This is a genomic window from Buttiauxella sp. AC038 (genome assembly GCF_979253565.1).
In genome coordinates, this window is sequence record NZ_CEEDCQ010000001.1 from 2,826,113 (window position 1) to 2,853,007 (window position 26,895).

General features: G+C 49.3%; 28 protein-coding genes. 11 read left to right on the plus strand and 17 right to left on the minus strand.

Features of this window, described 5'->3' with window-relative positions; all coding sequences use genetic code 11:
• The first annotated feature begins 13 nt into the window (after window positions 1–13).
• On the plus strand, window positions 14–118 hold the full coding sequence (gene ydgU / locus AC0IXI_RS13360) for a small membrane protein YdgU (RefSeq protein ID WP_456061802.1): 105 nt from the start codon (window positions 14–16) through the stop codon (window positions 116–118).
• 97 nt (window positions 119–215) lie between these two features.
• The gene (locus AC0IXI_RS13365) at window positions 216–1,022 is read left to right on the plus strand and encodes a trypsin-like serine peptidase (RefSeq protein WP_064518558.1); all 807 of its coding nucleotides are present in this window, start codon (window positions 216–218) and stop codon (window positions 1,020–1,022) included.
• A gap of 35 nt (window positions 1,023–1,057) precedes the next feature.
• Here the strand turns inward: AC0IXI_RS13365 and mdtI are convergent, their stop codons facing one another.
• The 3 genes from mdtI to AC0IXI_RS13380 form a co-directional block, all read right to left on the minus strand.
• Window positions 1,058–1,387: a multidrug/spermidine efflux SMR transporter subunit MdtI gene (gene mdtI / locus AC0IXI_RS13370; protein ID WP_134182944.1), complete on the minus strand. Its 330-nt coding sequence runs from the start codon at window positions 1,385–1,387 to the stop codon at window positions 1,058–1,060.
• Window positions 1,374–1,751: a multidrug/spermidine efflux SMR transporter subunit MdtJ gene (mdtJ, locus tag AC0IXI_RS13375; RefSeq protein ID WP_232864516.1), complete on the minus strand. Its 378-nt coding sequence runs from the start codon at window positions 1,749–1,751 to the stop codon at window positions 1,374–1,376. Before mdtJ ends, mdtI begins: the two co-directional genes overlap by 14 nt.
• Window positions 1,752–1,941: 190 nt before the next feature.
• Window positions 1,942–2,055 (minus strand): protein YdgV, encoded by a 114-nt coding sequence (locus tag AC0IXI_RS13380; RefSeq protein ID WP_471683231.1) that lies wholly within the window; start codon window positions 2,053–2,055, stop codon window positions 1,942–1,944.
• 224 nt (window positions 2,056–2,279) lie between these two features.
• Here AC0IXI_RS13380 and AC0IXI_RS13385 point away from each other — a divergent pair, with 224 nt between their 5' ends.
• The gene (locus AC0IXI_RS13385) at window positions 2,280–3,314 is read left to right on the plus strand and encodes an AI-2E family transporter (protein ID WP_064518548.1); all 1,035 of its coding nucleotides are present in this window, start codon (window positions 2,280–2,282) and stop codon (window positions 3,312–3,314) included.
• Window positions 3,315–3,358: 44 nt separating this feature from the next.
• On the opposite strand, the gene pptA is transcribed toward AC0IXI_RS13385, so the two are convergent.
• Window positions 3,359–3,589, minus strand: a complete 231-nt coding sequence (gene pptA, locus AC0IXI_RS13390; protein WP_064518545.1) for a tautomerase PptA — start codon at window positions 3,587–3,589, stop codon at window positions 3,359–3,361.
• Between the two features lie 66 nt (window positions 3,590–3,655).
• Entirely contained in the window at window positions 3,656–4,459 is an 804-nt protein-coding gene (locus tag AC0IXI_RS13395) for an arylamine N-acetyltransferase family protein (protein ID WP_342446878.1), read from the minus strand.
• A gap of 126 nt (window positions 4,460–4,585) precedes the next feature.
• Here AC0IXI_RS13395 and AC0IXI_RS13400 point away from each other — a divergent pair, with 126 nt between their 5' ends.
• The 3 genes from AC0IXI_RS13400 (at window position 4,586) to ansP (ending at window position 10,550) form a co-directional block, all read left to right on the plus strand.
• The gene (locus tag AC0IXI_RS13400; RefSeq protein ID WP_064518542.1) at window positions 4,586–5,668 is read left to right on the plus strand and encodes a LacI family DNA-binding transcriptional regulator; all 1,083 of its coding nucleotides are present in this window, start codon (window positions 4,586–4,588) and stop codon (window positions 5,666–5,668) included.
• Between the two features lie 112 nt (window positions 5,669–5,780).
• Window positions 5,781–8,876, plus strand: coding sequence for a beta-galactosidase (locus AC0IXI_RS13405; RefSeq protein WP_471682588.1), 3,096 nt, complete (start codon window positions 5,781–5,783; stop codon window positions 8,874–8,876).
• A 198-nt stretch (window positions 8,877–9,074) separates the two neighbouring features.
• Window positions 9,075–10,550 (plus strand): L-asparagine permease, encoded by a 1,476-nt coding sequence (gene ansP / locus AC0IXI_RS13410; protein WP_471682589.1) that lies wholly within the window; start codon window positions 9,075–9,077, stop codon window positions 10,548–10,550.
• A 66-nt stretch (window positions 10,551–10,616) separates the two neighbouring features.
• Here the strand turns inward: ansP and AC0IXI_RS13415 are convergent, their stop codons facing one another.
• From AC0IXI_RS13415 to AC0IXI_RS13425, 3 genes are read right to left on the minus strand one after another with little or no spacing between them, the layout of a single operon-like run.
• Window positions 10,617–11,270, minus strand: a complete 654-nt coding sequence (locus AC0IXI_RS13415; RefSeq protein ID WP_064518534.1) for an anti-sigma factor — start codon at window positions 11,268–11,270, stop codon at window positions 10,617–10,619.
• Complete coding sequence (locus AC0IXI_RS13420; RefSeq protein ID WP_064518530.1) at window positions 11,267–11,821, minus strand: RNA polymerase sigma factor; 555 nt, start codon at window positions 11,819–11,821, stop codon at window positions 11,267–11,269. The genes AC0IXI_RS13415 and AC0IXI_RS13420 overlap by 4 nt, the downstream gene beginning before the upstream one ends.
• Before the next feature lie 52 nt (window positions 11,822–11,873).
• A complete protein-coding gene (locus AC0IXI_RS13425; protein WP_424221072.1) occupies window positions 11,874–12,434 on the minus strand; it encodes a fasciclin domain-containing protein in 561 nt (186 codons plus the stop codon).
• A 284-nt stretch (window positions 12,435–12,718) separates the two neighbouring features.
• Between AC0IXI_RS13425 and pqqU the strand changes: the two genes are divergently transcribed.
• Window positions 12,719–14,839 carry a TonB-dependent receptor PqqU gene (pqqU, locus tag AC0IXI_RS13430; RefSeq protein WP_134182957.1) on the plus strand — a complete coding sequence of 707 codons (2,121 nt, stop codon included), beginning with the start codon at window positions 12,719–12,721 and terminating at the stop codon, window positions 14,837–14,839.
• Between the two features lie 53 nt (window positions 14,840–14,892).
• Here the strand turns inward: pqqU and tonB are convergent, their stop codons facing one another.
• Complete coding sequence (gene tonB, locus AC0IXI_RS13435; protein ID WP_424221078.1) at window positions 14,893–15,618, minus strand: TonB system transport protein TonB; 726 nt, start codon at window positions 15,616–15,618, stop codon at window positions 14,893–14,895.
• A gap of 224 nt (window positions 15,619–15,842) precedes the next feature.
• On the opposite strand from tonB, the gene AC0IXI_RS13440 reads away from it, so the two are divergent.
• The gene (locus AC0IXI_RS13440) at window positions 15,843–16,139 is read left to right on the plus strand and encodes a YciI family protein (protein ID WP_471682590.1); all 297 of its coding nucleotides are present in this window, start codon (window positions 15,843–15,845) and stop codon (window positions 16,137–16,139) included.
• A gap of 42 nt (window positions 16,140–16,181) precedes the next feature.
• Window positions 16,182–16,337, plus strand: coding sequence for a hypothetical protein (locus AC0IXI_RS13445; protein ID WP_154150139.1), 156 nt, complete (start codon window positions 16,182–16,184; stop codon window positions 16,335–16,337).
• Window positions 16,338–16,385: 48 nt separating this feature from the next.
• Here the strand turns inward: AC0IXI_RS13445 and AC0IXI_RS13450 are convergent, their stop codons facing one another.
• The gene (locus AC0IXI_RS13450; RefSeq protein WP_072009405.1) at window positions 16,386–16,568 is read right to left on the minus strand and encodes a YciY family protein; all 183 of its coding nucleotides are present in this window, start codon (window positions 16,566–16,568) and stop codon (window positions 16,386–16,388) included.
• A gap of 207 nt (window positions 16,569–16,775) precedes the next feature.
• Here AC0IXI_RS13450 and cls point away from each other — a divergent pair, with 207 nt between their 5' ends.
• Window positions 16,776–18,236 (plus strand): cardiolipin synthase, encoded by a 1,461-nt coding sequence (gene cls / locus AC0IXI_RS13455; RefSeq protein ID WP_064518519.1) that lies wholly within the window; start codon window positions 16,776–16,778, stop codon window positions 18,234–18,236.
• 37 nt (window positions 18,237–18,273) lie between these two features.
• The gene (locus AC0IXI_RS13460; RefSeq protein WP_034455830.1) at window positions 18,274–18,603 is read left to right on the plus strand and encodes an HI1450 family dsDNA-mimic protein; all 330 of its coding nucleotides are present in this window, start codon (window positions 18,274–18,276) and stop codon (window positions 18,601–18,603) included.
• A gap of 28 nt (window positions 18,604–18,631) precedes the next feature.
• Here AC0IXI_RS13460 and AC0IXI_RS13465 read toward each other — a convergent pair whose 3' ends face one another.
• From AC0IXI_RS13465 to AC0IXI_RS13495, 7 genes are all read right to left on the minus strand, one after another.
• Entirely contained in the window at window positions 18,632–19,483 is an 852-nt protein-coding gene (locus tag AC0IXI_RS13465; RefSeq protein ID WP_471682591.1) for an ion transporter, read from the minus strand.
• A 50-nt stretch (window positions 19,484–19,533) separates the two neighbouring features.
• Complete coding sequence (gene oppF / locus AC0IXI_RS13470) at window positions 19,534–20,538, minus strand: murein tripeptide/oligopeptide ABC transporter ATP binding protein OppF (RefSeq protein ID WP_064518513.1); 1,005 nt, start codon at window positions 20,536–20,538, stop codon at window positions 19,534–19,536.
• Complete coding sequence (oppD, locus tag AC0IXI_RS13475) at window positions 20,535–21,548, minus strand: ABC transporter ATP-binding protein (RefSeq protein WP_064518510.1); 1,014 nt, start codon at window positions 21,546–21,548, stop codon at window positions 20,535–20,537. Before oppD ends, oppF begins: the two co-directional genes overlap by 4 nt.
• 11 nt (window positions 21,549–21,559) lie before the next feature.
• On the minus strand, window positions 21,560–22,468 hold the full coding sequence (gene oppC, locus AC0IXI_RS13480) for an oligopeptide ABC transporter permease OppC (protein WP_064518507.1): 909 nt from the start codon (window positions 22,466–22,468) through the stop codon (window positions 21,560–21,562).
• A 14-nt stretch (window positions 22,469–22,482) separates the two neighbouring features.
• Window positions 22,483–23,403: an oligopeptide ABC transporter permease OppB gene (gene oppB, locus AC0IXI_RS13485; RefSeq protein ID WP_064518504.1), complete on the minus strand. Its 921-nt coding sequence runs from the start codon at window positions 23,401–23,403 to the stop codon at window positions 22,483–22,485.
• 216 nt (window positions 23,404–23,619) lie between these two features.
• The gene (oppA, locus tag AC0IXI_RS13490) at window positions 23,620–25,254 is read right to left on the minus strand and encodes an oligopeptide ABC transporter substrate-binding protein OppA (protein WP_134182959.1); all 1,635 of its coding nucleotides are present in this window, start codon (window positions 25,252–25,254) and stop codon (window positions 23,620–23,622) included.
• A 760-nt stretch (window positions 25,255–26,014) separates the two neighbouring features.
• The gene (locus AC0IXI_RS13495; RefSeq protein ID WP_064518498.1) at window positions 26,015–26,662 is read right to left on the minus strand and encodes a YchE family NAAT transporter; all 648 of its coding nucleotides are present in this window, start codon (window positions 26,660–26,662) and stop codon (window positions 26,015–26,017) included.
• Between the last annotated feature and the right edge of the window lie 233 nt (window positions 26,663–26,895).

Consider the following 26,895-nt stretch of genomic DNA (forward strand, 5'->3'; position numbering starts at 1 on the left):
CCCGGTTCGCCGGGTGTTTACTTCCGGAGTCTGGATGATGTTGCGACGCTACAGCTTTGAAATCATCCTCACGCTGCTTATTCTTTGCGGCATTATTACGCTAAGCTTCTGGCTGTAATGACTTTTTACTCCCACTTTTTGTGCGACCCGTCTATAGTTAGTCCATTCGCTGGGTTTATATAACAATCAAAATTAATCGCCCCACAGAGAGTGATATGCGCAAAAAAGTTGTGATGTTGTTAGGTGTACTGTGTTTGTTGCCTGCCCTTTCTCATGCTGATGACGAAAGTGCTGCGAATGTCAAAACGCTGTTTTTTGGCAAGGATGACCGCACAAGAGTGAATGATCCCGCAACACCGCCGTGGGATGCTATCGGTCAACTTGAGACGGCGAGCGGCAATCTTTGCACCGCGACCTTAATTTCCCCTCACCTGGCACTTACCGCCGGGCACTGTTTGCTGCAACCACCCCATGGGAAACCCGATAAAGCCATCGCTTTGCGCTTTGTGTCTAATAAAGGCAAATGGCGTTATGAAATTCATGATATTGAAGGTCGGGTTGAATCAACGCTGGGTCGTCGCCTTAAACCCGATGGCGACGGTTGGATTGTCCCTGCCAGTGCAGCACCTCATGATTTTGGTCTGATTATTTTGCACAACCCGCCTTCAGGTATCACGCCGTTGCCATTGTTTGAGGGTGATCGTGACGCACTAACCGAAGCGCTTAAAAATCAGAATCGTAAAGTCACGCAGTCGGGTTATCCCGAGGATCATCTGGACGATCTCTATACGCATAATGATTGCCTGATTACCGGCTGGGCACAGAAAACTGTTCTCTCGCATCAGTGCGATACATTGCCTGGTGATAGTGGCTCACCCTTGATGCTGAAAACGGAAAATGGTTGGCAGCTGATTGCGGTGCAGAGCTCAGCGCCTGCGGCGAAAGATCGTTATCGTGCAGATAATCGGGCGATTTCTGTGACAGGGTTTCGTGACCAGCTACAGAGTTTAGCCAGCCAATAATTTTACCGCCGGGTATCACGCCCGGCGGTTTGCTTTTATGCAAGTTTGATAAGCACCATGCCCGCTAGTAATAAAACCAGCCCCACCCAGCCTTTACGGTTAAGACGCTGGCCGAATAAAATCCAGCCAGCCGCCACGGTAGCGATAATGCCGAAGCCACCCCATAGTGCATAAGCGACCGACAGTTCAATTCCTTTTACTGCCTGCGCCAGCGCGCTGAAAGCTGCCAGAACTGCACACAGCGACAATATGCCGTAGCCAAAACGGCGAAAACCATCAGAGTGTTTCAAGAAAATATTAGCGGCAATTTCTAACACGATTGCCAGGAACAGCCATAGCGCGTGAACCCATTCAAATGATTGCATGTTCGCTCTCCTTTGCTGGTTTTACCGTTCGCGTTTTTTTAGCGCTGGTTCCCGATTTAATCAAAGCAATCCCCACCACTAACGTGGTCAGACCGATGATTTTCAGTAGTGAGATCGATTCGTCGAACAACAAAACACTGAAAAGGGTAATAAATAAAATACCAATTCCTTCCCACATGGCATACGCGACACCAAGGGCGATTTTTTTAACCGAAAATGATAATAAAATATAAGACAAGGTGATCATCAACAGCATAAAAATATAGCCGAGATTATCATCACTGACGCTGGACCATTTCATGGATAACGTGCCGGTAATTTCGGCAATAATAGCCAATGCTAATAATATCCAATAGATCATGATTCCTCTCCTGATAGAGAAAATAGCCGTACTAATGCTTGTAAGGTGCTAAATAAAGCGCACAAGCTGAATAAAAAATAAGCTTATTTACCCGGAATAATTCGTGTACCAGTAAGGCGACAAGACCGTAAGCAAGCCGGTGCAGTCAACGCAACTGGGCGCGAAGTATCAAGGGAAAAACAGGAGAGTGAATCTACAGCGCGTTACGCCAGTGTTGTTCACCGGAAAGCGAGAAAGCAGAAGAGAAAGATGGGGCTTGATGGGTTAATAACGTTTTGAACAGCTTGTTCGTAAGCATAATGTCCATAGTTTTCACAACGTATCCGCGGTGTTGCTTCTCATCAGTTGCGGATAGTAAATTGTCCTCAGTAGTCAAACACGCTGAATTTGTACCATATTTCGCAAGATGCCTGACTTCCATTTTCAATTCTTTACGCTTGTGTGGCAGAAAATAAGTGTATACCCCTCCTTTCCCCACCCGTACTATATAGCCAATTAAGGAACGGATTATTCTGATGGAGACCGTCAATAATGGCAAAACCCATTATTACGTTAAGTGGATTAAAAGTAGTCATTATGTTGGGGATGTTAGTCATCATCCTTGTGGGGATAAAAGTGGCTGCTGAGATAATCGTGCCATTTATTCTGGCACTGTTTATTGCCATTATCCTCAACCCAATGATTCGTCGTCTGGAGCGCATACGTGTCCCGCGAGTGCTGGCGATCACCTTCGTCATTTCAGTAATTATTTTCTTCATGGCTGTACTGCTCGCCTACCTGGGAACCACGCTTAATGAGCTGACGCGTACGCTGCCGCAATACCGTTCCTTGTTAATCTCCCCTCTGCAAACACTTGATCCGTGGCTACAACGGGTCGGGATTTCTGTGTCGGTGGATGAACTGGTTAAGTATATCGACCCGAACGCGGCAATGACGTTAGTCACAAGTCTTATCACTCAGCTTTCCAATGCGATGACCTCAATCTTTTTACTGCTTCTGACCGTAGTATTTATGTTGATTGAAGTACCGCAATTGCCGGTAAAACTTCAACAATTGATGTCCCGACCGGCAGAAGGTATGGGTGCTATCCAGCGAGCTTTGGACAGCGTCAGCCATTATCTAGTGCTAAAAACCGCTATCAGTTTGGTGACGGGGTTGGTGGTCTGGATAATGTTAGCCATGCTGGATGTGCGTTTTGCCTTTGTCTGGGGGCTGCTCGCCTTCTCACTCAACTATATTCCCAATATTGGATCCGTTCTCGCCGCAATCCCACCGGTTGCGCAGGTGCTGGTATTTAGTGGACTGTATGATGCACTGCTTGTCGTTGCCGGTTATCTGGCCATCAACCTGGTGTTTGGCAATATCATCGAACCACGCATGATGGGGCGAGGATTAGGTTTATCTACTCTGGTGGTTTTCTTGTCGTTGATTTTTTGGGGCTGGCTGCTGGGCCCGGTGGGAATGCTACTGTCGGTTCCATTGACTATCGCGGTGAAAATAGCACTTGAACAAAACGAGGGTGGCAAGAGTATTGCCGTGCTGTTGAGTGATGTGACCAATAACTAAAGAGCCATAGCCGCTCCGGATAACAGAGCGGCTATGTAGTGACACTACATACTGTAACCCGGTTTTTTGGCCAAAGTATCCAGTGCCGGAGCTATCTCTTTATCGTAGACATCCTCTTTCCAGCGATCTTTCTGGATAGGGGTTAGCGCAACAGAGAGCGACTCGTCAGATGAATCAAAGTGCTTCTTCAGCACGGCACAAATATCAGCGGCAAGCGCTTCTTTTTGTTCTTCAGTCAACTCACGCGGAAAGTGCTTTACGGTAATATGCGGCACAACAAATCTCCTTTGAACGGCGAACTCTATTCTTACGTTAAAATATCAAGTTATAGCAATAGAAAATCATTTGGGGCAGATGGAGGCAAACTCATCAAAGCTGATGCCGTACTGCTCGTGGTCCAACCGCAAGCCAAACTTTTCTTGCAGTAGTTGATACACCGCCCTCTCATCAGCCATATCCTCGCGTTGCTCGCCGCTAAACTGCCGGTTACTCAGCGTTAACGTCGTGCCATCGGGTTTATGCAAACACAACATTAAATGATGACGGAAATGCGATTCAGGCCAGGTCGAAACATAGTGATTTGCGACCTGAAAATCACTGAAATATTGGGGTTGCAGATCAAACCGATACAGAGGCATCCAGCCATCTTGTTGTTTGATGCTCAGCAAGTAATCGCCGTCCAGATGCGTTAAGCGATAGACACCATGCGCCGTAGGCTGCTCAACATCAGTTTCCAGCCGCAAAGGGGAAGTCAGTGTTTTCCCACCAAATCCTACATCTGCCAGATAACGCTGTTTATTTATCGTCACCAGCAATAGTCGGTGCGTTCTTGCTGGCATTTCAGGCGGTTGCGTTATCAACACTCTCGCCGCCAGGTCTTCCACTCCAAAACCAATGTCTTCAAGCGCTGCGCGCAGCAAGGCATTTTGCTCATAGCAATAGCCTCCTCGCCCAGCGACAACAAGCTTTTCAAAAACATTATCGAGCTCAAGCCTGATGGTTCGACCAAGAAGCGCATCCAGGTTTTCGAAAGGAATGGAACAAGTATGCAGCAGATGAATATGTTGCAAGGTTTCTAAGGTGGGTACGGCTTCACCATGAAAACCGATACGCGCAAAATAGGTTTGTCGATCGAAAGTCATCATCTCAATCTCTTAAAATCCGATGTCTTTACTATAAAGCGTTTTTTTCATGGCAAATGATCGATAATGCTCTGGCTACAACAGGCCTGTAGACTATTCCCCGGAAATTAAGTGCCAGAAGGATGTGCCATGAAACCCAAGTCGATGACTCTCTATGATGTGGCAAAACATGCCAATGTTTCCTATCAGACCGTTTCGCGGGTTATCAATCAGGCAGAGCACGTTTCTGATAAAACGCGCCGTAAAGTCGAAGCAGCGATGCTGGCACTTAACTACGTTCCTAACCGGGTGGCGCAGCAACTAGCCGGAAAACTGAGCCATACGATTGGGCTTGTGACCAGCAATTTGTCCCTCCACGCCCCGTCGCAAATCGCCGCAGCCATTAAGTCTCAGGCCAGCAAACTCCACTTTAACGTGGTGATATCGATGATTGAGCAGCCTGATTTGAGTGCCTGCAAAGGTGCAGTGAATAGCCTGCTTTCCCAGCGGGTTGATGGGCTGATTGTGAATATTCCTCTGGAAGATGACCAGGTTCGAGCCATCACTGACATGTGCGGCAATGTGCCGGTATTGTTCCTCGATGTATCCCCGACTCTCAATATCCACAGCATCACATTTGATGCCACCACCGGCACGCAGTTGGCAGTAACTCATCTCGTCCAACAAGGCCACCAGCATATTGCTTTACTGAGCGGGCCGTTGACCTCAGTTTCAGCCCGCCTGCGCCTGGAAGGTTGGCAACTGGCTCTGGCAAAGCATCATCTGATGGCTGTCGCACAATTGCAGGGCGACTGGAGTTCAATCTCCGGTTATCTCCAGACACTGGCGCTCATTAGTACGGGATCGAAGTTCACCGCCCTGCTGGTCGCTAACGATCAAATGGCGTTAGGTGCATTACGTGCACTCAATGAATCAGGGTTATCCGTTCCTGGGCAAGTCTCAGTGGTGGGTTATGACGATACCGAAGACAGCGCCTGTTTTATCCCGCCGCTCACTACCATCAAGCAAGACTTTAAAGCACTGGGGAATACCAGCGTTGACCAACTGATTGCCCAAATCCACACGCCCGCTTTACCGGGCCATGCCACCGTCCTTCCCGTCACGCTTATTGAGCGTAAAACGACGGCGGCACCAGATTCTGAAGCTGTGTCACCACAAACCCTGGCCGACGCGCTTGCGGTGCTTGCCCGTCAGGTCGCGCGTCTAAAGTAATTTTTGTGAATCGCCTCACCTGAAGTTATTTTACTGCTTTACATCTGCGCAGGTAAAAAACATATTAATTAATAATTGTGAGCGCTTCGCAAAATGTAAAGGAACATCAAGTATGACCATCAGATCGGGTTCTGTTGCGGCCACTTTGGCCGCGATCCTTGGGCGACGCGACTGGGAGAACCCAGCAGTGACGCAATTAAATCGCTTGCCTGCTCACCCGCCATTTTCCAGTTGGCGTGATGCGCTCGCCGCGCGTGACGACTCATCATCTGAAAGTCTGCGCAGTCTTAATGGTGAGTGGCAGTTTAGCTACTTCTCTCAGCCCGAATGTGTTCCCGAAAGCTGGCTTGAGGTTGATTTAGCCGATGGTCAAATCTTACCAGTCCCATCAAACTGGCAAATGCATGGCTTTGATGCCCCGATTTATACCAATGTCACTTATCCCATCCCGGTTACACCGCCATTTGTGCCACAAGACAACCCGACTGGATGTTACTCGCTCACATTTAATGTCGAACAATGCTGGCTTGATCATGGTCAGACGCGGATTATTTTCGATGGTGTGAATTCGGCATTCCATCTTTGGTGTAACGGCCACTGGATTGGCTACGGTCAGGATAGTCGCCTGCCCTCTGAATTTGACCTCAGTGAAGTCCTGCACGCGGGGCAAAACCGCATTGCGGTGATGGTGCTACGTTGGTGCGATGGAAGTTATCTGGAAGATCAGGATATGTGGCGTATGAGCGGTATTTTCCGCGATGTGACACTACTGCATAAACCTTCCACCCAGTTGAGCGATGTGCATATTGCCTCCTATTTAAACGAAGATTTCAGCCATGCGATACTGGAAACAGCTGTTGCGGTGAAAGGCGAAACCGATGGCGCGTTACAGGTAAAAGTGCAGCTGTGGCGCGGCGAAGAATTCGTGAGTGAGCGGCAACAAACGCTGGTCAGCGAGATTATTGATGAACGTGGAGCCTATAACGACCGCACCACTATCCGAATGCCTGTCGCAAACCCTTTGTTGTGGAGTGCGGAAATCCCCGACCTCTATCGTGCTGTCATTATTTTGCTGGATAGCGCAGGCGTGACAATAGAGGCAGAAGCCTATGACGTGGGCTTTCGTAAAGTCGAAATCCATCAAGGGCTGTTAAAACTCAACGGCAAACCTTTGCTCATTCGCGGTACCAACCGCCATGAACATCACCAGGAATTTGGCCAGGTGATGGATGTCGAAACCATGCGCCGCGACATTATGTTGATGAAGCAGCACAACTTTAATGCGGTGCGCTGCTCGCATTATCCGAACCATCCGTTGTGGTATCGCTTGTGCGACCGTTACGGTCTGTACGTGGTGGATGAGGCAAACATTGAAACCCACGGCATGGTGCCGATGAATCGCCTGAGTGACGATCCTGGCTGGCTGCCCGCGATGACGGAACGTGTCACTCGTATGGTGAAACGCGATATTAATCATCCATCAATTATTATCTGGTCGCTTGGTAACGAGTCCGGTCACGGTGCCAATCATGATGCACTTTATCGCTGGATAAAATCTGTCGACCCCACCCGCCCGGTGCAGTACGAAGGTGGTGGTGCCAACAGCGCAGCAACCGATATTATTTGCCCTATGTATGCGCGTGTTGACCAGGACCAACCCTTCCCGGCAGTGCCTAAATGGTCAATTAAAAAGTGGATTGGCATGCCCGATGAAACCCGTCCGTTGATCCTTTGCGAATATGCCCACGCCATGGGCAACAGTTTTGGTGGTTTCCATAAATACTGGCAGGCATTCCGCCAGCACCCGCGTCTGCAAGGTGGTTTTGTCTGGGACTGGGTCGATCAGTCGCTGATTAAACACGATGAAAATGGCGAGCCCTTCGCAGCCTACGGCGGGGATTTTGGCGACAAACCTAACGATCGTCAGTTCTGCATGAACGGCCTTGTCTTTGCCGACCGCACAGCGCATCCGGCATTGTATGAAGCACAACAAGCACAACAGTTTTTCCAGTTTGAACTTCATCGTGAAACCCCGTTACGCCTCGAAATAACCAGCGAGTACCTGTTCCGCTACAGCAACAACGAACGCCTGGTTTGGCAGATTTCGCAAGTAGGTGAATCCCTCGCAGAAGGTGAAATGCTGCTCGATATTGCGCCAGAAGGTAAGCAGACGATGACGTTCGATTCCCTCCCTGCAATCAGCGGTAGCGGTGATGTGTGGCTGACGGTAAAAGTACTGCAAACCAACGCCACAGACTGGTCTGATGCCGGGCATATTTGTGCATGGGATCAGTGGCAACTGCCGAGTATTCTCAGCGCAACCCCACTGCCTTTTAATGGTAAAGCGCCTGAACTGGTAACCAGTAACTGCCATTTCGATATTCACCTCGGCCTGCATCACTGGCAGTTCAACCGCGAAACTGGTTTGTTAAACCAGTGGTGGAAGGCACAGCAGCCTGCACTATTAAAGCCGCTACAAGATCAGTTCACCCGCGCACCGCTTGATAACGATATTGGTGTCAGCGAAGTGACGCGCATTGACCCGAACGCGTGGGTCGAGCGTTGGAAGGCAGCAGGAATGTATGAGCTTGAGCCACGTGTGGAGAGCTGCGAAGCGGAGGCTTTGGACAATGAAGTGCAGCTGCGCACCGTTCATAGCTGGCAGCACAACGGCAAAACGCTGTTTATCAGCCGTAAGCTCTGGCGAATTGATTGCCAGGGCGAACTCCACGTCAATGTTGATGTTGAAATTGCTTATGGCACACCTCCACCTGCGCGCATCGGTCTGACCTGCCAACTGGCGGAAGTCTATCCTGAAGTGAACTGGCTTGGTCTGGGTCCACATGAAAACTACCCCGATCGCAAGCAATCTGCACTCTTCGATAGTTGGCAGCTTCCACTTGACGAACTGTACACACCGTATGTTTTCCCAACGGATAATGGCTTGCGCTGCGATACCCAAATACTGGAATACGGCGACAACCAGTGGCGCGGGAATTTCCACTTCAATATCAGCCGCTTTAGCCAACAACAATTGCGCGAAACCTCGCATCGCCATTTGCTTGTTGCAGAAACAGGCACCTGCTTAAACCTGGATGGTTTCCATATGGGTGTTGGTGGCGATGACTCCTGGAGCCCAAGCGTTTCACCGGAATACTTGCTTGATAAGCAGCATTATCACTACCAGTTAAGTTGGCAGCGCCGCTAACATCCCTTCTTCAACAATGGCCTGTGTAGTCGCAGGCCATCTTCGAATAATCGCTACAATCTCTACTCTTTGAAAAAAGGCATTAGCGTCCTTAACCATTTATGGATAGGATCTGTCGCCCGATTTTGTCATGGCGTGGAAGTTATAAAAACGTCAGGCATTACGTAGGGGTCTTTTTAACAAAGGAACAGGGTCTACATGAACACAACACACAAAACGGAAGCGGAAAAGCACGCAGCTAAACGCCGTTGGCTAAATTCGCATGATTCCGGGTATCACAAAGCAATGGGTAACCGCCAGGTACAGATGATTGCCATCGGTGGCGCAATTGGCACAGGGCTTTTCCTGGGCGCTGGCGCACGTCTACAAATGGCTGGCCCGGCTCTGGCACTCGTCTATCTGGTCTGCGGCATCTTCTCTTTCTTTATTTTACGCGCGTTAGGCGAACTGGTGCTCCATCGCCCTTCGAGCGGTAGTTTCGTTTCTTATGCCCGTGAGTTTCTCGGTGAGAAAGCCTCCTACGTGGCAGGCTGGATGTACTTCGTGAACTGGGCAATGACGGGCATTGTCGATATCACCGCAGTGGCACTTTATATGCACTATTGGGGCGCTTTTGGCGATGTGCCACAGTGGGTATTTGCTCTCGGTGCGCTTGGTATTGTCGGTGCCATGAATATGATCGGTGTGAAATGGTTCGCAGAAATGGAGTTCTGGTTTGCGCTGATAAAAGTCCTCGCAATCGTCGCCTTCCTGGTAGTGGGGACGGTGTTCCTTGGCAGCGGGAAAATGCTTGATGGCAACACGACAGGTTTCCATTTAATTACTGATAACGGTGGTTTCTTCCCACATGGGTTACTGCCTGCATTAGTGCTTATTCAGGGCGTGGTGTTTGCTTTTGCTTCAATCGAACTGGTGGGTACCGCGGCGGGTGAATGCAAAGATCCAAAGACAATGGTGCCAAAAGCGATTAACAGCGTTATCTGGCGTATTGGTCTTTTTTACGTAGGCTCCGTGACATTGCTGGTTTTATTGCTGCCATGGAACGCCTATCAGGCGGGACAAAGCCCGTTTGTGACATTTTTCTCTAAACTCGGTGTGCCATACATTGGCGACATCATGAATATGGTGGTTCTGACTGCTGCGCTTTCCAGCCTAAACTCTGGCCTCTATTCCACCGGGCGTATTTTGCGTTCAATGTCGATGGGTGGTTCAGCACCTCAGTTCATGTCGAAAATGAGCAAGCAGCACGTACCCTATGCCGGGATATTGGTTACGCTTGGGATATATGTGATTGGTGTGGTACTGAATTATCTAGTGCCATCACAAGTGTTCGAGATAGTCCTCAACGTTGCCTCGCTGGGGATTATCTCTTCCTGGGCATTTATCATGGTTTGCCAGATGCGCTTGCGTAAAGCGATTAAAGAGGGGAAAGCTGAAGACGTTAGTTTTAAATTACCTGGCGCACCGTTCACCTCATGGTTAACCCTGCTCTTCCTGTTTAGCGTATTGGTATTGATGGGGTTCGATTACCCGAACGGAACTTATACCATTGCATCTATTCCGCTGATTTCTTTGTTGCTGGTGATTGGCTGGTTTGGCGCACGTAAGCGTGTTCAAGAACTTGCCCACAATCCCGACGATCACCCTGAGGAAGCGCCGCACAAGGTCAAGTAAACCCATACTGAGCCAATGTTTCGTAGCGAAAAAGGGCAGAATATTTTCTGCCCTTTTTGCTGCTATTTACAATGTCCCGCTAAATATCACTGGCCCGGTCGGTTGTCCCGTTGGAGAGCCGCCTTGCGGTTCGAGGCTGATTGCAATCGTCGTGCCTGGCGATAAAGCCACATTGGTTGCAGTAAGTTGTGTCGGCTCGCTGGCATTCACTAAGCCAAGTGAAATCGGTTTTGCACCCGAAGGTATCGCCCATAACTGCAAGCTGTTATTGGCCGCAATGGTGCGAGGCTGAACCGAAACCAACTGCAGCGTTTTACGTTCACTGTCAGCACTGACAACCCATTGACCTTTGGTTGCATCGCTACTGTTTAACACCACCAGCGGTGTGAGATCGGGTGATCGGCTGGTGAAATACGGCACCAGAATAACCGCGGCAAGTCCAGCCGCCAGCGCCCATCCCAGGTAATTCCAGTTCCACAATGACGTAGGTCTTTGCGGCGGTAAGCTGAGCTGTATTTTTTTCCATACTCGTTCTGGCGGAATCTGTTGCTGTGTATTGTTTTCAAATGGTGCCAGCAAGGTTTGCCAACGACCAAGTTGCTGTGCCAACTCTTGTTCCTGCGCAAGGCGTTTTTCGAAACGCAGACGCGCATTACCACGCAGGGTGCCCAGGGCATACTGCGCGCTCAATGCGCTGTCGATATCGTGTCTGCTTTTCATAATCCTACGCAGTCCTTAAGGTGGTCCAGAGCCCGGCGCACCCAACTTTTTACTGTACCAAGCGGTTGATGCAACCAGGTCGCAATTTCGCTGTGAGACATCCCCTGATAGTAGGCCAGCACCACGCTTTGCCGTTGTTCTGGCGGCAGATGAGCAAGGCAATGTGTGAGTTTGTCGACCTGCTTATCATCGTGCTGGCTATCTTCATTTTGATAACTCGTTACTGGAGTATATTCAGTCAGTTCATCTTCCAGTTCACTACTACGAGCGGTGCCACTTCTTAGCCAATCGATACAACGATTGCGCACAATATGCGTAAGCCAGGTCATCGGGGAGCTGGAGGCAGGATCATAAGTTGCAGCGCGATTCCAGACGGCAAGAAAACTGTCATGCAGAACTTCTTCGGCCCATGATGAGCGGCGCAACATACGTAACGCTACCGGGAAAAGCATCGGTGACGTCTGGCGATAAAGTTGTTCAAAGGCGCGGCGGTCACCATCGGCAACCGCCCGCACAAGCGCTACCTGTTGTTGCACTTGCTGATTATCCATATCTTTCCTGATTGGGTGTGAGTCAGTCACTCACACCGAGTATAGACAGGATTTATTTAGGCATCAGAACAGTATCAATAACGTCAATTACACCGTTTTTCTGATTTACGTCATAAGTACTGATATTCGCGATATTTCCCTGGGCATCTTTCAACTGGATGTTATGCGGGCCGTTACTCATTACCCATAAAGGTTGCCCGTTCACGGTTTTCAGTTCCGCATGGCCACCACCCTCTTTAATTTTTTTCTCAAGCTGCTTCATGTCGTATTTTCCAGCCACGACGTGATAAGTCAGAATGTTGGTCAGTACCGCTTTGTTTTCCGGTTTCACCAGATTCTCAACGGTCCCTGCGGGCAGTTTTGCAAACGCTGCATTAGTTGGCGCAAACACCGTAAACGGCCCTGTTCCCTGAAGGGTATCGACCAAACCCGCGGCTTTTACCGCTGCAACCAGGGTTGTGTGGTCTTTAGAGTTGAGCGCATTTTCAACGATGTTTTTTGAAGGATACATCGCAGCGCCGCCCACCATCACGGAGTCTGACATCATGGCAGCCATGCTGGCGGCACTAAACAGTAACGAGGTAGAGATAGCAGCAGTAAGGATTCTGTTCATGGTTATTTCCTCATTGAGTCAGGAGCACGTTGTTGGCTCACACTCTGATATACGTACGAGGAAATGAACTGGATGCAGGAATATGAAAATATTTTTTCACTCCGGAAAAATCACTCCAATCGCCGCGGAAATCCTCACAAAACACTTTCGCTCATAAAAACTTGCATTAACGTTATGTGCCATTAACACTTTTCAAACATTCATCACAAGTATTAACATACCCTCTTGAATGTTCCAGATGGTTCGTCCGGAACGTAAAATGCTCCCACCTGTGAAAATGTCTGATGAAAATTGTGCACCATGGAAAGATCTCCCTGCCACTGATATTAGTCCCGGCCCTTTCGTCTTTTGCCCTTCCGGCACTTGCCGCCGAAGAGACGATGGTCGTTACCGCAACACAAGGCACGATTTCCGAGCTGGATACACCAGCGGCGGTGAGTGTCGTCAATGGCGACGATATGCGCCAGGCGGCGCCACGCGTTAATCTTTCAGAAAGTCTTAGCAGCGTACCGGGCCTGCAAGTTCAGAATCGCCAGAACTATGCGCAAGATTTACAGCTTTCGGTGCGCGGATTTGGTTCTCGCTCCACCTATGGTGTGCGCGGCATAAGAATGTATGTCGATGGTATTCCCGCGACCATGCCTGATGGCCAAGGGCAAACCTCAAATATCGATATAAACAGCGTTGAAAGTATCGAAGTGCTACGTGGCCCCTTCTCGGCACTTTATGGCAACGCATCGGGTGGCGTGATTAATGTCAGCACAACAACGGGTACACAACCGCCAACTTTTGAAGCCAGCAGCTATTACGGCAGCTTTGGAAGCTGGCGTAACAGTATTAAAGCAACCGGAGCCACGGGTGATGGTACGCAGGCAGGTGATGTCGATTACGCCGTATCAGCTTCACGCTTTACGACTCATGGTTATCGCGACCACAGCAGTGCACAAAAAAATCTCGGCAATGCCAAACTGGGTGTGCGTCTCAATGAAGCAAGCAAATTAACCCTGCTGCTCAACAGCGTAGATATTGATGCCAATGATCCTGGCGGTTTAACCGAGCAGGAATGGCGCAATGACCCGACTCAGGCACCTCGCGCCGAACAGTACAATACCCGCAAGACCACCAAACAGACTCAGGCTGGTCTGCGCTATGACAGACAGCTAAGCGCCAATGATGATTTAAGTGTCATGACCTATGCAGGGGTGCGCGAAACTACGCAATATCAGTCCATTCCCGTTGCCCCTCAGCTAAACCCAACGCATCCAGGTGGTGTGATTGAACTTTCGCGCCATTACCAAGGGATAGATTCTCGCTGGACACATCGAGGCAATCTTCTGTCTGTGCCGGTGACGTTTACCACCGGGCTTGATTACGAAACCATGTCGGAAAAGCGCAAAGGGTATGAAAACTTTGTGGTAGAAAACGGCACCACAGTTTTAGGCGAGAAAGGCGACCTTCGGCGTGACGAACGTAATCTAATGTGGAACGTTGACCCGTATCTGCAAACGGCCTGGCAACTCACCGATAAACTCAGTCTTGATGCAGGCGTGCGTTTCAGTTCGGTCTGGTTCGACTCGAACGATCAGTACATTACCGCTAAAAACGGTGATGACAGCGGCGATGCGAGCTACCACAAGTGGCTACCTGCCGCCGCGTTGAAATACGCCGTGACCGATGCCTGGAATATTTACACCTCGGCAGGCCGTGGTTTTGAAACGCCGACCATCAACGAACTCTCGTATCGTGATAATGGCCAGTCAGGTTTGAATTTTGGATTAAAACCATCCACCAGCGATACCGTGGAAATCGGCACTAAAACGCGCGTCGGCAATAGTTTGTTTGCTGCGGCACTCTTCCAGACAGATACCGACGATGAGATTGTTGCAGACCAAAGCAGCGGTGGGCGCACAACCTATAAAAATGCCGGTGAAACCCGCCGCCGTGGGGTGGAACTCTCTGCTGATAGCCAACTTGGCTACGACTGGCGTGTAAAAATGGCGTGGACTTATCTCGATGCTACCTATCGCAGTAATGCGTGTGGCGCTGATAATTGCGAAGGCAATCGCATTCCGGGAATCGCGCGCAACATGGGCTACGCTTCACTTGAATATGCGCCGCCAGAGGGTTTCTATGCAGGAGCCGACGTGCGTTATATGAGTGATATTCAGGCCAATGACGAGAATACTGCGAAAGCACCTGCTTACACGGTCGCCTCACTCAACAGTGGTTATAAACTGCGGATTCAGGAAAGCTGGTTATTGGATATTTGGGGACGCGTCGATAACCTGTTCGATCGCGAGTATGTCGGTTCCGTTATTGTTAACGAAAGTAATGGTCGCTACTACGAACCCGCGCCGGGGCGCAATTATGGTGTGGGGGTGAACCTGAGTTACACATTCTTATAAGCATAAAAAACGGAACCCCATCAGGTTCCGTTTTATTTGGTGCCGGAGATGGATTACTCCATCGTCGCACCGCTGTTAAGCTTGAACACCACGTTGACAATCATTCCTTGCCCTGGCTTGCCGCTTTCGTAGCGCCATTTTTTCATCGCCAGTTTCACCTCGCGTTCGAACATATTGGCAGGTGTCGCGGAAAGAATCGTCACATTACTCACGCTACCATCTGCAGCAACATCAAACTTCACACGCACTTTGCCTTCTATGCGCAGCGCATGCGCGCGGGCAGGATACTGTGGCGAATTACGGCTAAGCGCACGCGGCCCAGTTGCAACAGGTGCTGATGAGGCAACAGGTGCAGTGTTTGCAACCGGTGCGGGACGCGCTGGTGCGGTGTTAGTTACCGGTGCGCTCGGACGCGGTTCAACCGGCCTGACTTCGCGCTTCGGCTCTTCAACCTTTTTCACCGGCTTCGGTTTTGGCTTAGGTTTTGGTTTCGGTTCTGGCTTATGAATGACAACTGGCGCCTCTTTCGGCGGCTCAGGGATCGGTTCAGGCTCAGGTTCGGCTACCGGCTCTGGCGGTGGCTGAACAACTTCAGGTTGTGGTGGTTCAAGCTCAGCCGGAGTCACCATAGTGATACTGATAGGCTGTGCAGGTGCTGGCAACTCAACAACCTGATGATGTACCGAGGTATAGAGAGCCGCCGCGACAATAGCACCATGAAGTACAACAGAAAGTGCGGTCGGCCACGGAAAGCGGCGGCGAGGTAAATCAAGGGTCATTGACGTCATAATGGCTTAGGTGTCTTAAACAGGCGTTAATTTTAAATGCAAATAGCAATCATATTCAACAACGCATCGTATAAAGTCGTTTTTTTTCCTGCCAGACGCTGGATTTTCCCTCATTCACCTCACCGATTTAACATCTTGTTTATCTTTCAATTGCAGTCTTAACGTCATTCACTTACCGTACTTTACAACCCCCATATTATTAAGGAGTGCTGCACGTGCTGTATGTCATTTATGCGGAAGATAATGCCGACTCTCTCGAAAAGCGTACGGCAGTGCGCCCTGCCCACCTCGCGCGTCTACAATTGTTACGCGATGAAGGCCTCCTGCTGACGGCTGGTCCAATGCCTGCGGTCGACAGTAACGATCCTGGTGCTGCGGGTTTTACCGGTTCAACCGTGATTGCTGAGTTTGCATCACTTGAAGATGCGCAAGCCTGGGCCGAAGCTGACCCTTATATTGCTGCGGGTGTTTATAAGCAGGTGGCTATCAAGCCATATAAAAAGGTATTCTGATTCAACTATTCGTACGGTGAATGAAGTTATCAGGAAATTCTTATGGATTTGTTTGATGAGTCTTATGAGCGCCACAAGCAATCTGTGGGTAATCAGGAAGCACGCTGGAACGCCTGGCTTGCCAAACATCCTTTGGTGATTGTCGCGGCGGCATCGGTCACTGTGCTGATTATTTTACTGGCAATGCATTTCTCGTAAGACCGAAGATTTTGAAGATACTGGGCACCGCAAGCGGTGCCCTTTTCTTTACGACGCCCATTGATCGTGAATGGCAAACAGCAAGGAGTTACGCTGGCGGTTTGTCTGGCACTTTCTGATGGCGTGAATGCGCATGTTACGGCGTGACTGACCTTCCAGCCAACGCGATCTGCGCCGTTGTGTCTGACGCAGCATCCGCCACCGTCCGACCTCAGTTCTACTACGCCTCATTTTTACGACTCGGGTTGCATTTAAGACGCGCCATTATAGAGCGTTCTTCACGCCAGACCAGTCGTTTTACGATTATACCCGTCATACTTAAGTTGTCGGTTCGCAGTCTTACTACAACTCAAATTATTTTGGGTATAGTTTTAGTGTCAACCTCTAGCGGTTGTGCGTAAACTCAAAAGCATACGGTTTCTAAAGGATTTTTGAACTATGACAACCTTCTATACAGTTGTTAGTTGGCTGATCATTTTAGGTTATTGGCTTCTAATAGCCGGCGTAACGCTGCGAATTTTAATGAAGCGCCGCGCAGTTCCTTCGGCCATGGCATGGCTGCTGATTATTTATATTCTTCCTCTGGTAGGGATAATCGCCTACCTCTCGTTTGGTGAGTTGCATCTGGGCAAACGTCGTGCCGAACGTGCGCGTGCTATGTGGCCATCAACGGCAAAATGGCTTAACGACCTTAAAAGCTGCAAACATATTTTTGCCGAAGAAAACAGCGAAGTCGCGACATCGTTATTCCAATTGTGTGAACGTCGCCAGGGGATTGGTGGCGTTAAGGGCAACCAGCTACAACTGCTCACCACCTCTGATGAAACGATGCATGCGTTGATTCGTGATATCCAGTTGGCTCGTCATAACATCGAGATGGTGTTTTATATCTGGCAGCCAGGAGGGTTAGCAGACCAGGTGGCAGAATCGCTGATGGCTGCGGCTCGCCGTGGCATTCACTGCCGCTTAATGCTCGACTCAGCTGGCAGCGTCGCCTTCTTCCGCAGCCCTTGGGCCAACATGATGCGTAACGCCGGCGTGGAAGTCGTTGAAGCACTCAAAGTTAATTTGATGCGTGTGTTCTTGCGCCGCATGGATTTACGTCAGCACCGTAAGATGGTGATGATCGATAACTATATCGCCTACACAGGCAGTATGAATCTCGTCGACCCACGCTTCTTTAAACAAGATGCAGGTGTTGGGCAATGGGTTGATTTAATGGCACGTATGGAAGGCCCTGTTGCCACAGCAATGGGAATTGTCTATTCCTGTGACTGGGAAATCGAAACCGGTAAGCGCATTTTACCTCCCGCGCCAGATGCCAATATCATGCCGTTTGAAGAAGCGACCGGGCATACTATTCACACGATTGCTTCAGGCCCAGGCTTCCCGGAAGATTTGATTCATCAGGCACTGCTGACGTCAGTTTATGCGGCACGTGAATACCTGATTATGACGACCCCCTATTTTGTGCCGAGCGACGATTTGCTTCACGCGATTTGTACTGCGGCACAACGTGGCGTCGACGTCAGTATTATTGTGCCACGCAAGAACGACTCATTACTGGTGGGTTGGGCAAGCCGGGCATTCTTTACCGAATTGCTGGAAGCTGGCGTTAAGATTTACCAGTTCGAAGGCGGCCTGCTGCATACTAAGAGCGTACTGGTCGATGGGCAACTCAGTCTGGTGGGTACGGTTAATCTGGATATGCGTAGTCTTTGGCTCAATTTCGAGATAACCCTGGTTATCGATGACTCCGGTTTTGCCAGCGACCTTGCCGCCGTACAGGACGATTATATCTCCCGCTCACGGCTGGTTGATCTACGCTTGTGGTTGAAACGCCCAATGTGGCAACGTGTGGTAGAGCGACTGTTTTACTTCTTTAGCCCGTTGCTGTAAAACGTGGCGCATCAGTACTTAATAAGTGGAACCAGACATGGAAATGGATCTGAACAACCGCCTGACAGAAGATGAAACTCTCGAGCAGGCTTACGATATTTTTCTCGAACTGGCGGTTGATAACCTCGACCCGGCAGATGTGATTTTATTTAACCTGCAATTTGAAGAGCGTGGCGGTGCCGAGCTTTTTGACCCCGCTGAAGACTGGCAGGAGCATGTAGATTTCGACCTGAACCCTGACTTTTTTGCCGAAGTAGTGATTGGCCTTGCCGACACAGACGGTGGCGAAATCAACGATATCTTTGCTCGTGTGCTGCTGTGCCGCGAAAAAGATCACAAGCTCTGCCATATTCTCTGGCGCGAGTGATGCTTTTTAGCGCGGCACTGCTGCCGCGCTACTCTTCTTTCCCTATTAGCGGTAATCGCCCACCACACGACTTACAATATTGAGCGTTAGTCTCATGATCTTGCTGGTGACATAACGGGCATTTTCGCTCCAGCCTTTTGCGTTGTAATTCCGTCGCCATTTGCGCGGTCAAAATCCCCGTTGGGATAGCAATCACCGAGTAACCAATCAAGATAAGTAATGACGCCACGAACCTTCCTAACGGAGTATGAGGCGTAATATCGCCGTAACCTACTGTCGCAACCGTCACCACAGCCCAATAAACCGAAACGCCAAGACTCGTAAAGCCGTTAACAGCCCCTTCAATTCCATACATTAATGCGCCAGCGGTGACTAATACGATGGCGATAAATGAATAGAATAGAATGAGTTGATGCCGGGAATTGACCACCGCACGCCATAAGCTATTTAACGCAGGCATTAAGCGCAGTAATTTCAGGATACGTAGTACGCGAATTGCCCGCATGGCACGCCATGCAAAGAAATAGTGTATCGCCAGCTCCGGCCACAACCATAAAACATAAAGCGGCAGAATTGTCGCAAGATCGATAAACCCCCAGAAACTGAATACATAGCGCACTGGCTCAGGCCAGACAAGCACGCGCAATACGTATTCAAGGGTAAAGACCAGGGTAAAACCGATTTCGATGGCGATAAACATCCGCCACTGTTCAGGTGTGAAAGTGACTTGATTGCCGATGCTGGATTCAATAAAAACAGTGATGACACTAAGCAGCGCCAGCAAACCCCATAATACTTCGGAGCGGCGCCCTGAGCGGGTTCGTTGGTCAAATAAAACGTGGTAACAACGTTGTCTTAAAGAACTCTTATTCCCTGTCACGAAAACCTCGCCTGTAAAAAAAGGGCTGGCGTAATGCCAGCCCTGCGAGATTATAACGGGTCAACCTTCAGACAGGAAACGGCATGCTTGAAACTGCCTTCCAGAACTGGGCGAGTTTTCGCACATTCTGGCCCTGCAATCGGGCAGCGCGTACGGAACACGCAGCCTGACGGCGGGTTGATTGGCGAGGGCAACTCCCCTTCGAGAAGTTGTATCGTTTTATTTCTTTCCAGATCCGGGTCAGGAATTGGTACCGCAGACATCAACGCTTTGGTGTAAGGGTGCAGCGGGTTGTGATACACCTCATCATAGGTGCCCAGCTCAACGGCATGGCCCAGATACATCACCAGAACGCGGTCAGAGATGTGTTTTACCACTGCTAAATCGTGCGCGATGAAGATCAGGGAAAGCCCCATTTCACGTTGCAGTTTTTGCAGCAGGTTCACAACCTGAGCCTGGATTGATACGTCGAGCGCAGAAACCGGTTCGTCACAGATAATCAGTTTTGGCTCAAGGATCAAAGCACGGGCGATCCCGATACGCTGGCACTGGCCACCTGAAAACTCGTGCGGGTAACGGTTGATGAGGTTTGGCAGCAAGCCCACTTTCATCATCATCGCTTTTACGCGGTCACGAACTTCCTGGCGCGGCATTTTCGGGTGATAGGTGCGCAGCGGCTCAGCGATAATATCGCCGATATTCATACGCGGGTTGAGCGACGCGAGCGGGTCCTGGAAAATCATCTGGATGTCGCTACGCACATCGCGCCACTCGTCCTGATTCATGCCCAGCAAATCTTTACCCAGCCATGCAACGCGGCCTTCCGTCGCTTTCACCAGGCCGATAATCGCACGGGCAAATGTCGATTTTCCGCAGCCCGATTCCCCTACCACGCCCAGCGTTTCGCCTTCGTATAAACGCAGCGTCACGCCATCAACCGCTTTCAGGGTTTTAGAGGGTTGCCAGAACCACTGCCTGCCGTCTTTGATATCAAAGTGAACTTTAAGGTCAGCGATTTCTAAGAGGACTTTTTTCTCTTGCGTCACGGCGTTCATACTAACTCCTCCACTGGCTTAAAGCAGGCGCGTAAGCGGCCCTCACCAAATTGTTCCAGCGGCGGTGCTGTGTTACAGATTTCCATCGCATGTGGGCAACGAGGCTGGAACGGGCACCCCTTCGGCAAACGCAACAGGTTTGGCGGGTTGCCAGGAATAGTCAGCAGTGATTCACCTTCAGCATCCAGACGCGGTACCGCATTTAGCAGACCGATAGAATACGGGTGAACCGGGTTGTAAAACACATCCCGCGCCTGACCATACTCCATAGTACGGCCAGCATACATCACCAGTACTTTGTCGCAGATCCCGGCAACAACACCTAGATCGTGGGTGATCATGATAATCGCGGTGTTGAACTCACGTTTAAGCTCGTTCAGCAGCGTCATGATTTGTGCCTGAACGGTCACATCCAATGCTGTCGTTGGCTCATCTGCAATCAGCAGTTTTGGACGGCACAGTAACGCCATGGCAATCATTACGCGCTGGCGCATACCGCCGGAAAACTCATGCGGGAACATACGCATGCGTTTCCGTGCTTCAGGCATTTTAACCGCATCGAGCATACGAACAGATTCTTCAAACGCTTCCGCTTTGCCCAATTTTTTGTGCAACATCAGCACTTCCATTAACTGCTCGCCTACACGCATGTAAGGATTCAGTGAGGTCATTGGGTCCTGGAAGATCATCGAAATCTGTTCTGCACGCAGGCGGTTAAGCTGGCTTTCGGGCAGGTTCAGAATCTCTTTGCCATTAAACTTCGCTGAGCCACCAATACGGCCGTTCGCCGCCAGCAAACCCATCAAAGCAAAAGCCGTTTGCGATTTACCGGAACCGGATTCGCCCACAATACCCAGTGTTTCACCGGCACGCAGGCTGAAATTCAGATCGTTTACCGCAGTAACATCACCGTCTGGCGTACTGAAGGTGACGCGCAGATCTTTTACGTCTAACAACGTAGAAGCCTGGCTCAGTGGAGTAACCACCGCAGGATTTTCAATTGTGCTCATCGCGGCACTCCTTAACGATCTTTCGGGTCGAGGGCATCACGCAGACCATCGCCGATAAAGTTGAAACAGAACAGAGTGATAACCAGGAAGCCTGCCGGGAACATCAGCAACCATGGGGAAACTTCCATGGAGTTGGCACCATCGCTCAGCAATGCACCCCAGCTACTTAGTGGCTCTTGTGTACCCAGCCCCAGGAAGCTCAGGAAAGATTCGAACAGGATCATGCTTGGCACCAGCAGCGAGGCATAAACCACCACTACGCCGAGTACGTTTGGCACAATGTGACGAACAACAATGTTAACGGTAGAAACACCGCCAACCTGGGCTGCTTCAATGAACTCTTTACGTTTCAGGCTCAGCGTTTGGCCACGCACGATACGCGCCATATCCAGCCAGGAAACCATGCCGATTGCGACAAAAATCAGCAGGATGTTTTGCCCGAAGAATGTCACCAGCAAAATAACGAAGAACATGAATGGGAAGGAGTTGAGGATCTCGAGCAGACGCATCATCACAGAGTCGGTTTTGCCACCCAGATAACCTGCAAGCGAGCCATACAATGTGCCAACGACTACCGCGACCAGTGCCGCCGCAACACCCACCATCAATGAGATACGGCCACCGATTGCGACACGAACCAGCAGGTCACGACCTGAAGAGTCCGTACCGAAATAGTGACCAGAGGTCATGTCCGGTGCGGCCGACATCATTCCCCAATCGGTATCAAAATAGCTAAACTGCGACAGCATTGGCGCGAAGGTCACGAACAGCGCGATAAGTGCCAGGACAATCAGACTCGCTACCGCTGCACGGTTATGCATAAAGCGGCGACGGGCGTCTTGCCAAAGGCTACGGCCTTCTACTTCTAGTTTTTCACTGAAGTTTTCCAGCGCCTCGCTGTTTTTATTACTCAACATCATGGCGTACTCCAGCGTCAGTAACGGATTTTCGGATCGATAACGGCATACAGCACATCAACAATCGCGTTAAAGAGAATAGTTAGCGCGCCAACCAGAATGGTCAGGCTCAGAACCAATGAATAGTCACGGTTCAACGCTCCGTTTACGAACAACTGGCCGATACCCGGTAATCCGTAAATGGTTTCAATAACCATCGAGCCTGTGATGATACCGACAAATGCCGGGCCCAAATATGACAGAACGGGTAGCAGTGCAGGTTTCAACGCGTGGCGCAAAATAATGCGGCGCATCGGCAAACCTTTCGCACGGGCGGTACGGATAAAGTTGGAGTGCAGAACTTCAATCATTGAGCCACGAGTGATACGCGCGATACTGGCAATATAAGCCAAAGACAACGCGACCATCGGCAGGATCATGTATTGAATAGCCCCTCCGTTCCACCCGCCTCCGGGCAACCACTTGAGGGTTATCGCAAAAATCAAAACCAGTAATGGCGCAACCACGAAGCTCGGGATAACTACCCCGGTCATGGCTATCCCCATTACGGCGTAATCCCATTTAGTATTTTGATTCAGTGCGGCAATAACCCCAGCGAAAACCCCTAAAACAACGGCAAAGATAAATGCAGCAGCACCCAATTTTGCCGAGACTGGGAAGCTTGAAGCCACCAGGTCGTTCACTGAATAATCTTTATATTTAAATGACGGGCCAAAATCACCGTGCGCCAGTTGTTTCAGATAGCTGAAATACTGGGTCGAGATCGGATCGTTTAAATGGTATTTGGCTTCAATGTTCGCCATAACTTCCGGCGGCAGTGCGCGTTCGCTGGTAAAAGGGCTACCTGGCGCAAGGCGCATCATGAAGAATGAAATTGTTATAAGAATAAATAGTGTCGGAATTGCTTCCAGACAACGACGCAGAATAAATTTCAACATTGCCCGTACCTTCTGGCTGTGCCTTTAGAGTGCGATAAAATAAGACACGATGGGGCAAGCTCTACCCTTTTATCTTAAATAATTCACGTTGCAGGAAGGCGACAAGCTCATGAATCCCCAGGAACATAAACAAACTATGTGACTGGGGTGAATGAGTGCAGTTAACGCACCTGCAGCGTGAAGTATGAGGGATAAAACTTGCCCCACGAATTGCCATTAATGTTTGATGATATACATATCTTTAGTATAGATATTATCCATCGGGTCTTTACCGGTATAACCGCCAACCCATGGTTTCACCAGACGGGCATTCACATAGTAATAAACCGGAACGATTGCAGAATCTTTGCCCAATTGCTGTTCCGCTTTATCGTATGCGGCAGAGCGTTGCGCATCATCAGTCGCTTTCAGCGATTCCGCCATAATGGCGTCAAAGGCTGGGCTCTTATAATGCGCGGTGTTCATTGAGCTTGTAGACAGCATCGTATTCAGGAAGGAAGTCGGTTCGTTGTAATCCGCACACCAGCCAGCACGCGCAACGTTATAGTTGCCCTGATGACGCGTATCGAGGAAGGTTTTCCACTCCTGGTTTACCAGCTTAACGTTCACACCGAGGTTTTTCTGCCAGATAGAAGCAGCTGCAATAGCCAGTTTCTTGTGCAGATCGGAGGTGTTGTACAACAGGTCGAAGGTTAGCGGTTTATCTTTGGTGTAACCCGCTTCAGCCAGCAACTTCTTAGCTTCTTCGTTACGTTTTTCCTGAGTCCATGAGAACCACTCAGGTTTAGTCAGTTTTGCACCGTCAGTATAAGGAGGGGTATAGCCATATGCTGGCAGATCGCCCTGCGCCTTCACTTTATTAACGATAATGTCACGATCCAGACCCAGTTTCAGAGCGGTACGGACACGCGCATCGTTAAATGGAGCTTTCTGGTTGTTAATTTCGTAGTAGTAAGTACACAGATACGGGTCAACGTGTACTTCAGCTGGAATTTCTTTTTTCAGCTTCTGGAACAGCTCGATTGGCAGGTTGTTATACGTCATGTCAATCTCACCGCTGCGGTAGCGGTTAACATCCGTGACTTCGGAAGAGATTGGCAGATAGGTAATTTGCGAAATAACGGTTTTCGCGTTATCCCAATAATTGGTATTACGTTCCATGACGATGCGTTCGTTAACAACCCAGTCTTTCAGTTTATAAGCACCGTTACTCACGATGTTTGCAGGCTGGGTCCACTTCTCACCAAACTTCTCAATGGCGGTTTTATTCACCGGGGACATCGCCGGGTTAACCAGAAGTTTATAGAAGTAAGGAACAGGCTCGCTCAAAGTGACTTCCAGAGTGTGGTCGTCAATGGCTTTTACGCCCAGTTCACTTGGTTTCATTTTTCCGTCGATGATAGCATCAACGTTTACGATATGGCCGTATTGCGGGTAGCTTGCGTATGGGGAAGCAGTATTTGGATCAACCAGACGCTGCCAGCTATAAACGAAATCTTGTGCTGTGACTGGCTCGCCGTTAGACCATTTCGCATCTTTACGCAGATGGAAGGTCCAGACTTTGAAATCTTTATTATCCCAGGACTCTGCTACGCCCGGAATTGGGTGACCGTCTTTTGGAGAAGTAATCAATAAACCTTCAAACAGGTCACGACTCACGTTTGACTCAGGAACACCTTCAATCTTATTTGGGTCCAGAGACTGTGGCTCAGCACCGTTATTTCGGATCAACGTTTGCTTTTCTGACAGTTGAACACCTGCAGGAACTTCGGCCGCCATGGCCACATTGCCTACGATTAGCGCGGATAAAATACTTGCTGCTACCAGACTTTTTTTTGTGATGATGGACATTGTGTTGATACTCCACTCATTATAATTACCGACCCGAAAGCCAGCCTCTTCCCCTTAGGGTTCCTTAACAGCGCAAGAGCGTTATGCGACTGTCCGGATTAACTTCTTGTCTTACTTGCTATCACCGACTTTATTTTTGGGGACGCTCTTATTGGCACCCTGCTCCGTCGATTCTTAATCAACCTACCCTGTACTCAGGTTGATTTTTATGAGTCATCTGTAAATGAAACATTTCTCAGATAATTGTGTTGCCCGGAAAGTATCAAAAGCCTCTGACGCTCGCCAATACAATTTGCAAATTTGTTAACCATTTCTCTTTTATCTATTCGGAGACTGGTTCGTAACGATGCTTTTTCCGTGTAAAACACTCGGTTAACTCTTTAAAAATAAAAGGTATACCGGTGATCAAAAAGATGAGTTTCGCGCAGACTGACGGCACCCACCCCTAATTCACGAAAAATTAACAATTGGTTATTTTTTAGCACATTCATCTGCTGGATAGCATGATTAACTAATATCATCTCAATAAAGCGGCAGCAAGCATCATTGTGTAGTGTGAGTTAAATAACGAACTGATTGTCAGTTTTATGTACAGCGGGGAAAAGTGAAGGTAGTTAATACGCGGTTTCCAAAGCATTTTCTTATGGATAATTTTCTTATGAAAACTGAAAAAATGCTTATGCTTTATTGGTATTGGTGTGAAATTAACAAAAAAAGCAGAATAATTATTCTGCTTTTTCATACGAACCTTTCAGCAGAACTAACTTAACAGTCCCGGGAAGATCGTTTTCAGGCCAGTCACAATAAACTCTATACCCAGAGCCATCAGTAACAGACCCATTATACGGGTAATGACGTTGATGCCGGTTTGACCCAGCAGGCGTACTAGCCATGGCGCAAGGCGGAACACCAACCAACAACAAAATGCAAAGAGCGCAATAGCGATTGTAAAACCGACCAGATAATTCCAGCTATGGTAACGCGTGCCCCATACGATGGTCGAACTTATTGCACCAGGACCGGCCATTAAAGGCAATGCTAATGGCACAACACCCACACTTTCACGAATGGCGCTTTCTGATTTTTCTTGTTTGTTCTGTTTATCTTCCCCAAGCTTACCGCTGATCATCGACATCGCAATGGTGACCACCAGAATACCGCCGGCAATGCGGAAAGAATCAATTGATATACCAAATAATTGCAGAATACCGTCACCGAGGAACAACGATGTCCATAAAATAATCGCTACCGACAGGTTGGCGGTAAGGTTTGTTTTATTCCTGGCCAACGCCGTTTGGTAGCTGGTCATACTAATGAATACAGGAATGATCCCCACTGGGTTTACCAGCGCGAACAAGCCAATAAAGAACTTAAAATAGGTAGGCAAATCGAACAAGGGTTGGGCCACTCAAAACTCCGCGAATGAACGTAGCAAAGGCCGGCGTAATGTAATGGAAAACAGGTGCTGGCGCCACGCACTTTCGCAGCATAGATAACTACTTTTATTAGCAAATGCGATATTAAACGATAATGTTACCCACTTGTTGAAAATATGGTAATTTGTTTTATCTTTGCTGTGACTAAAATTTTAAAGACTTATCAGTTACCTGAATCCTCCCTGCTGAATGGAGTCAGCCTTAA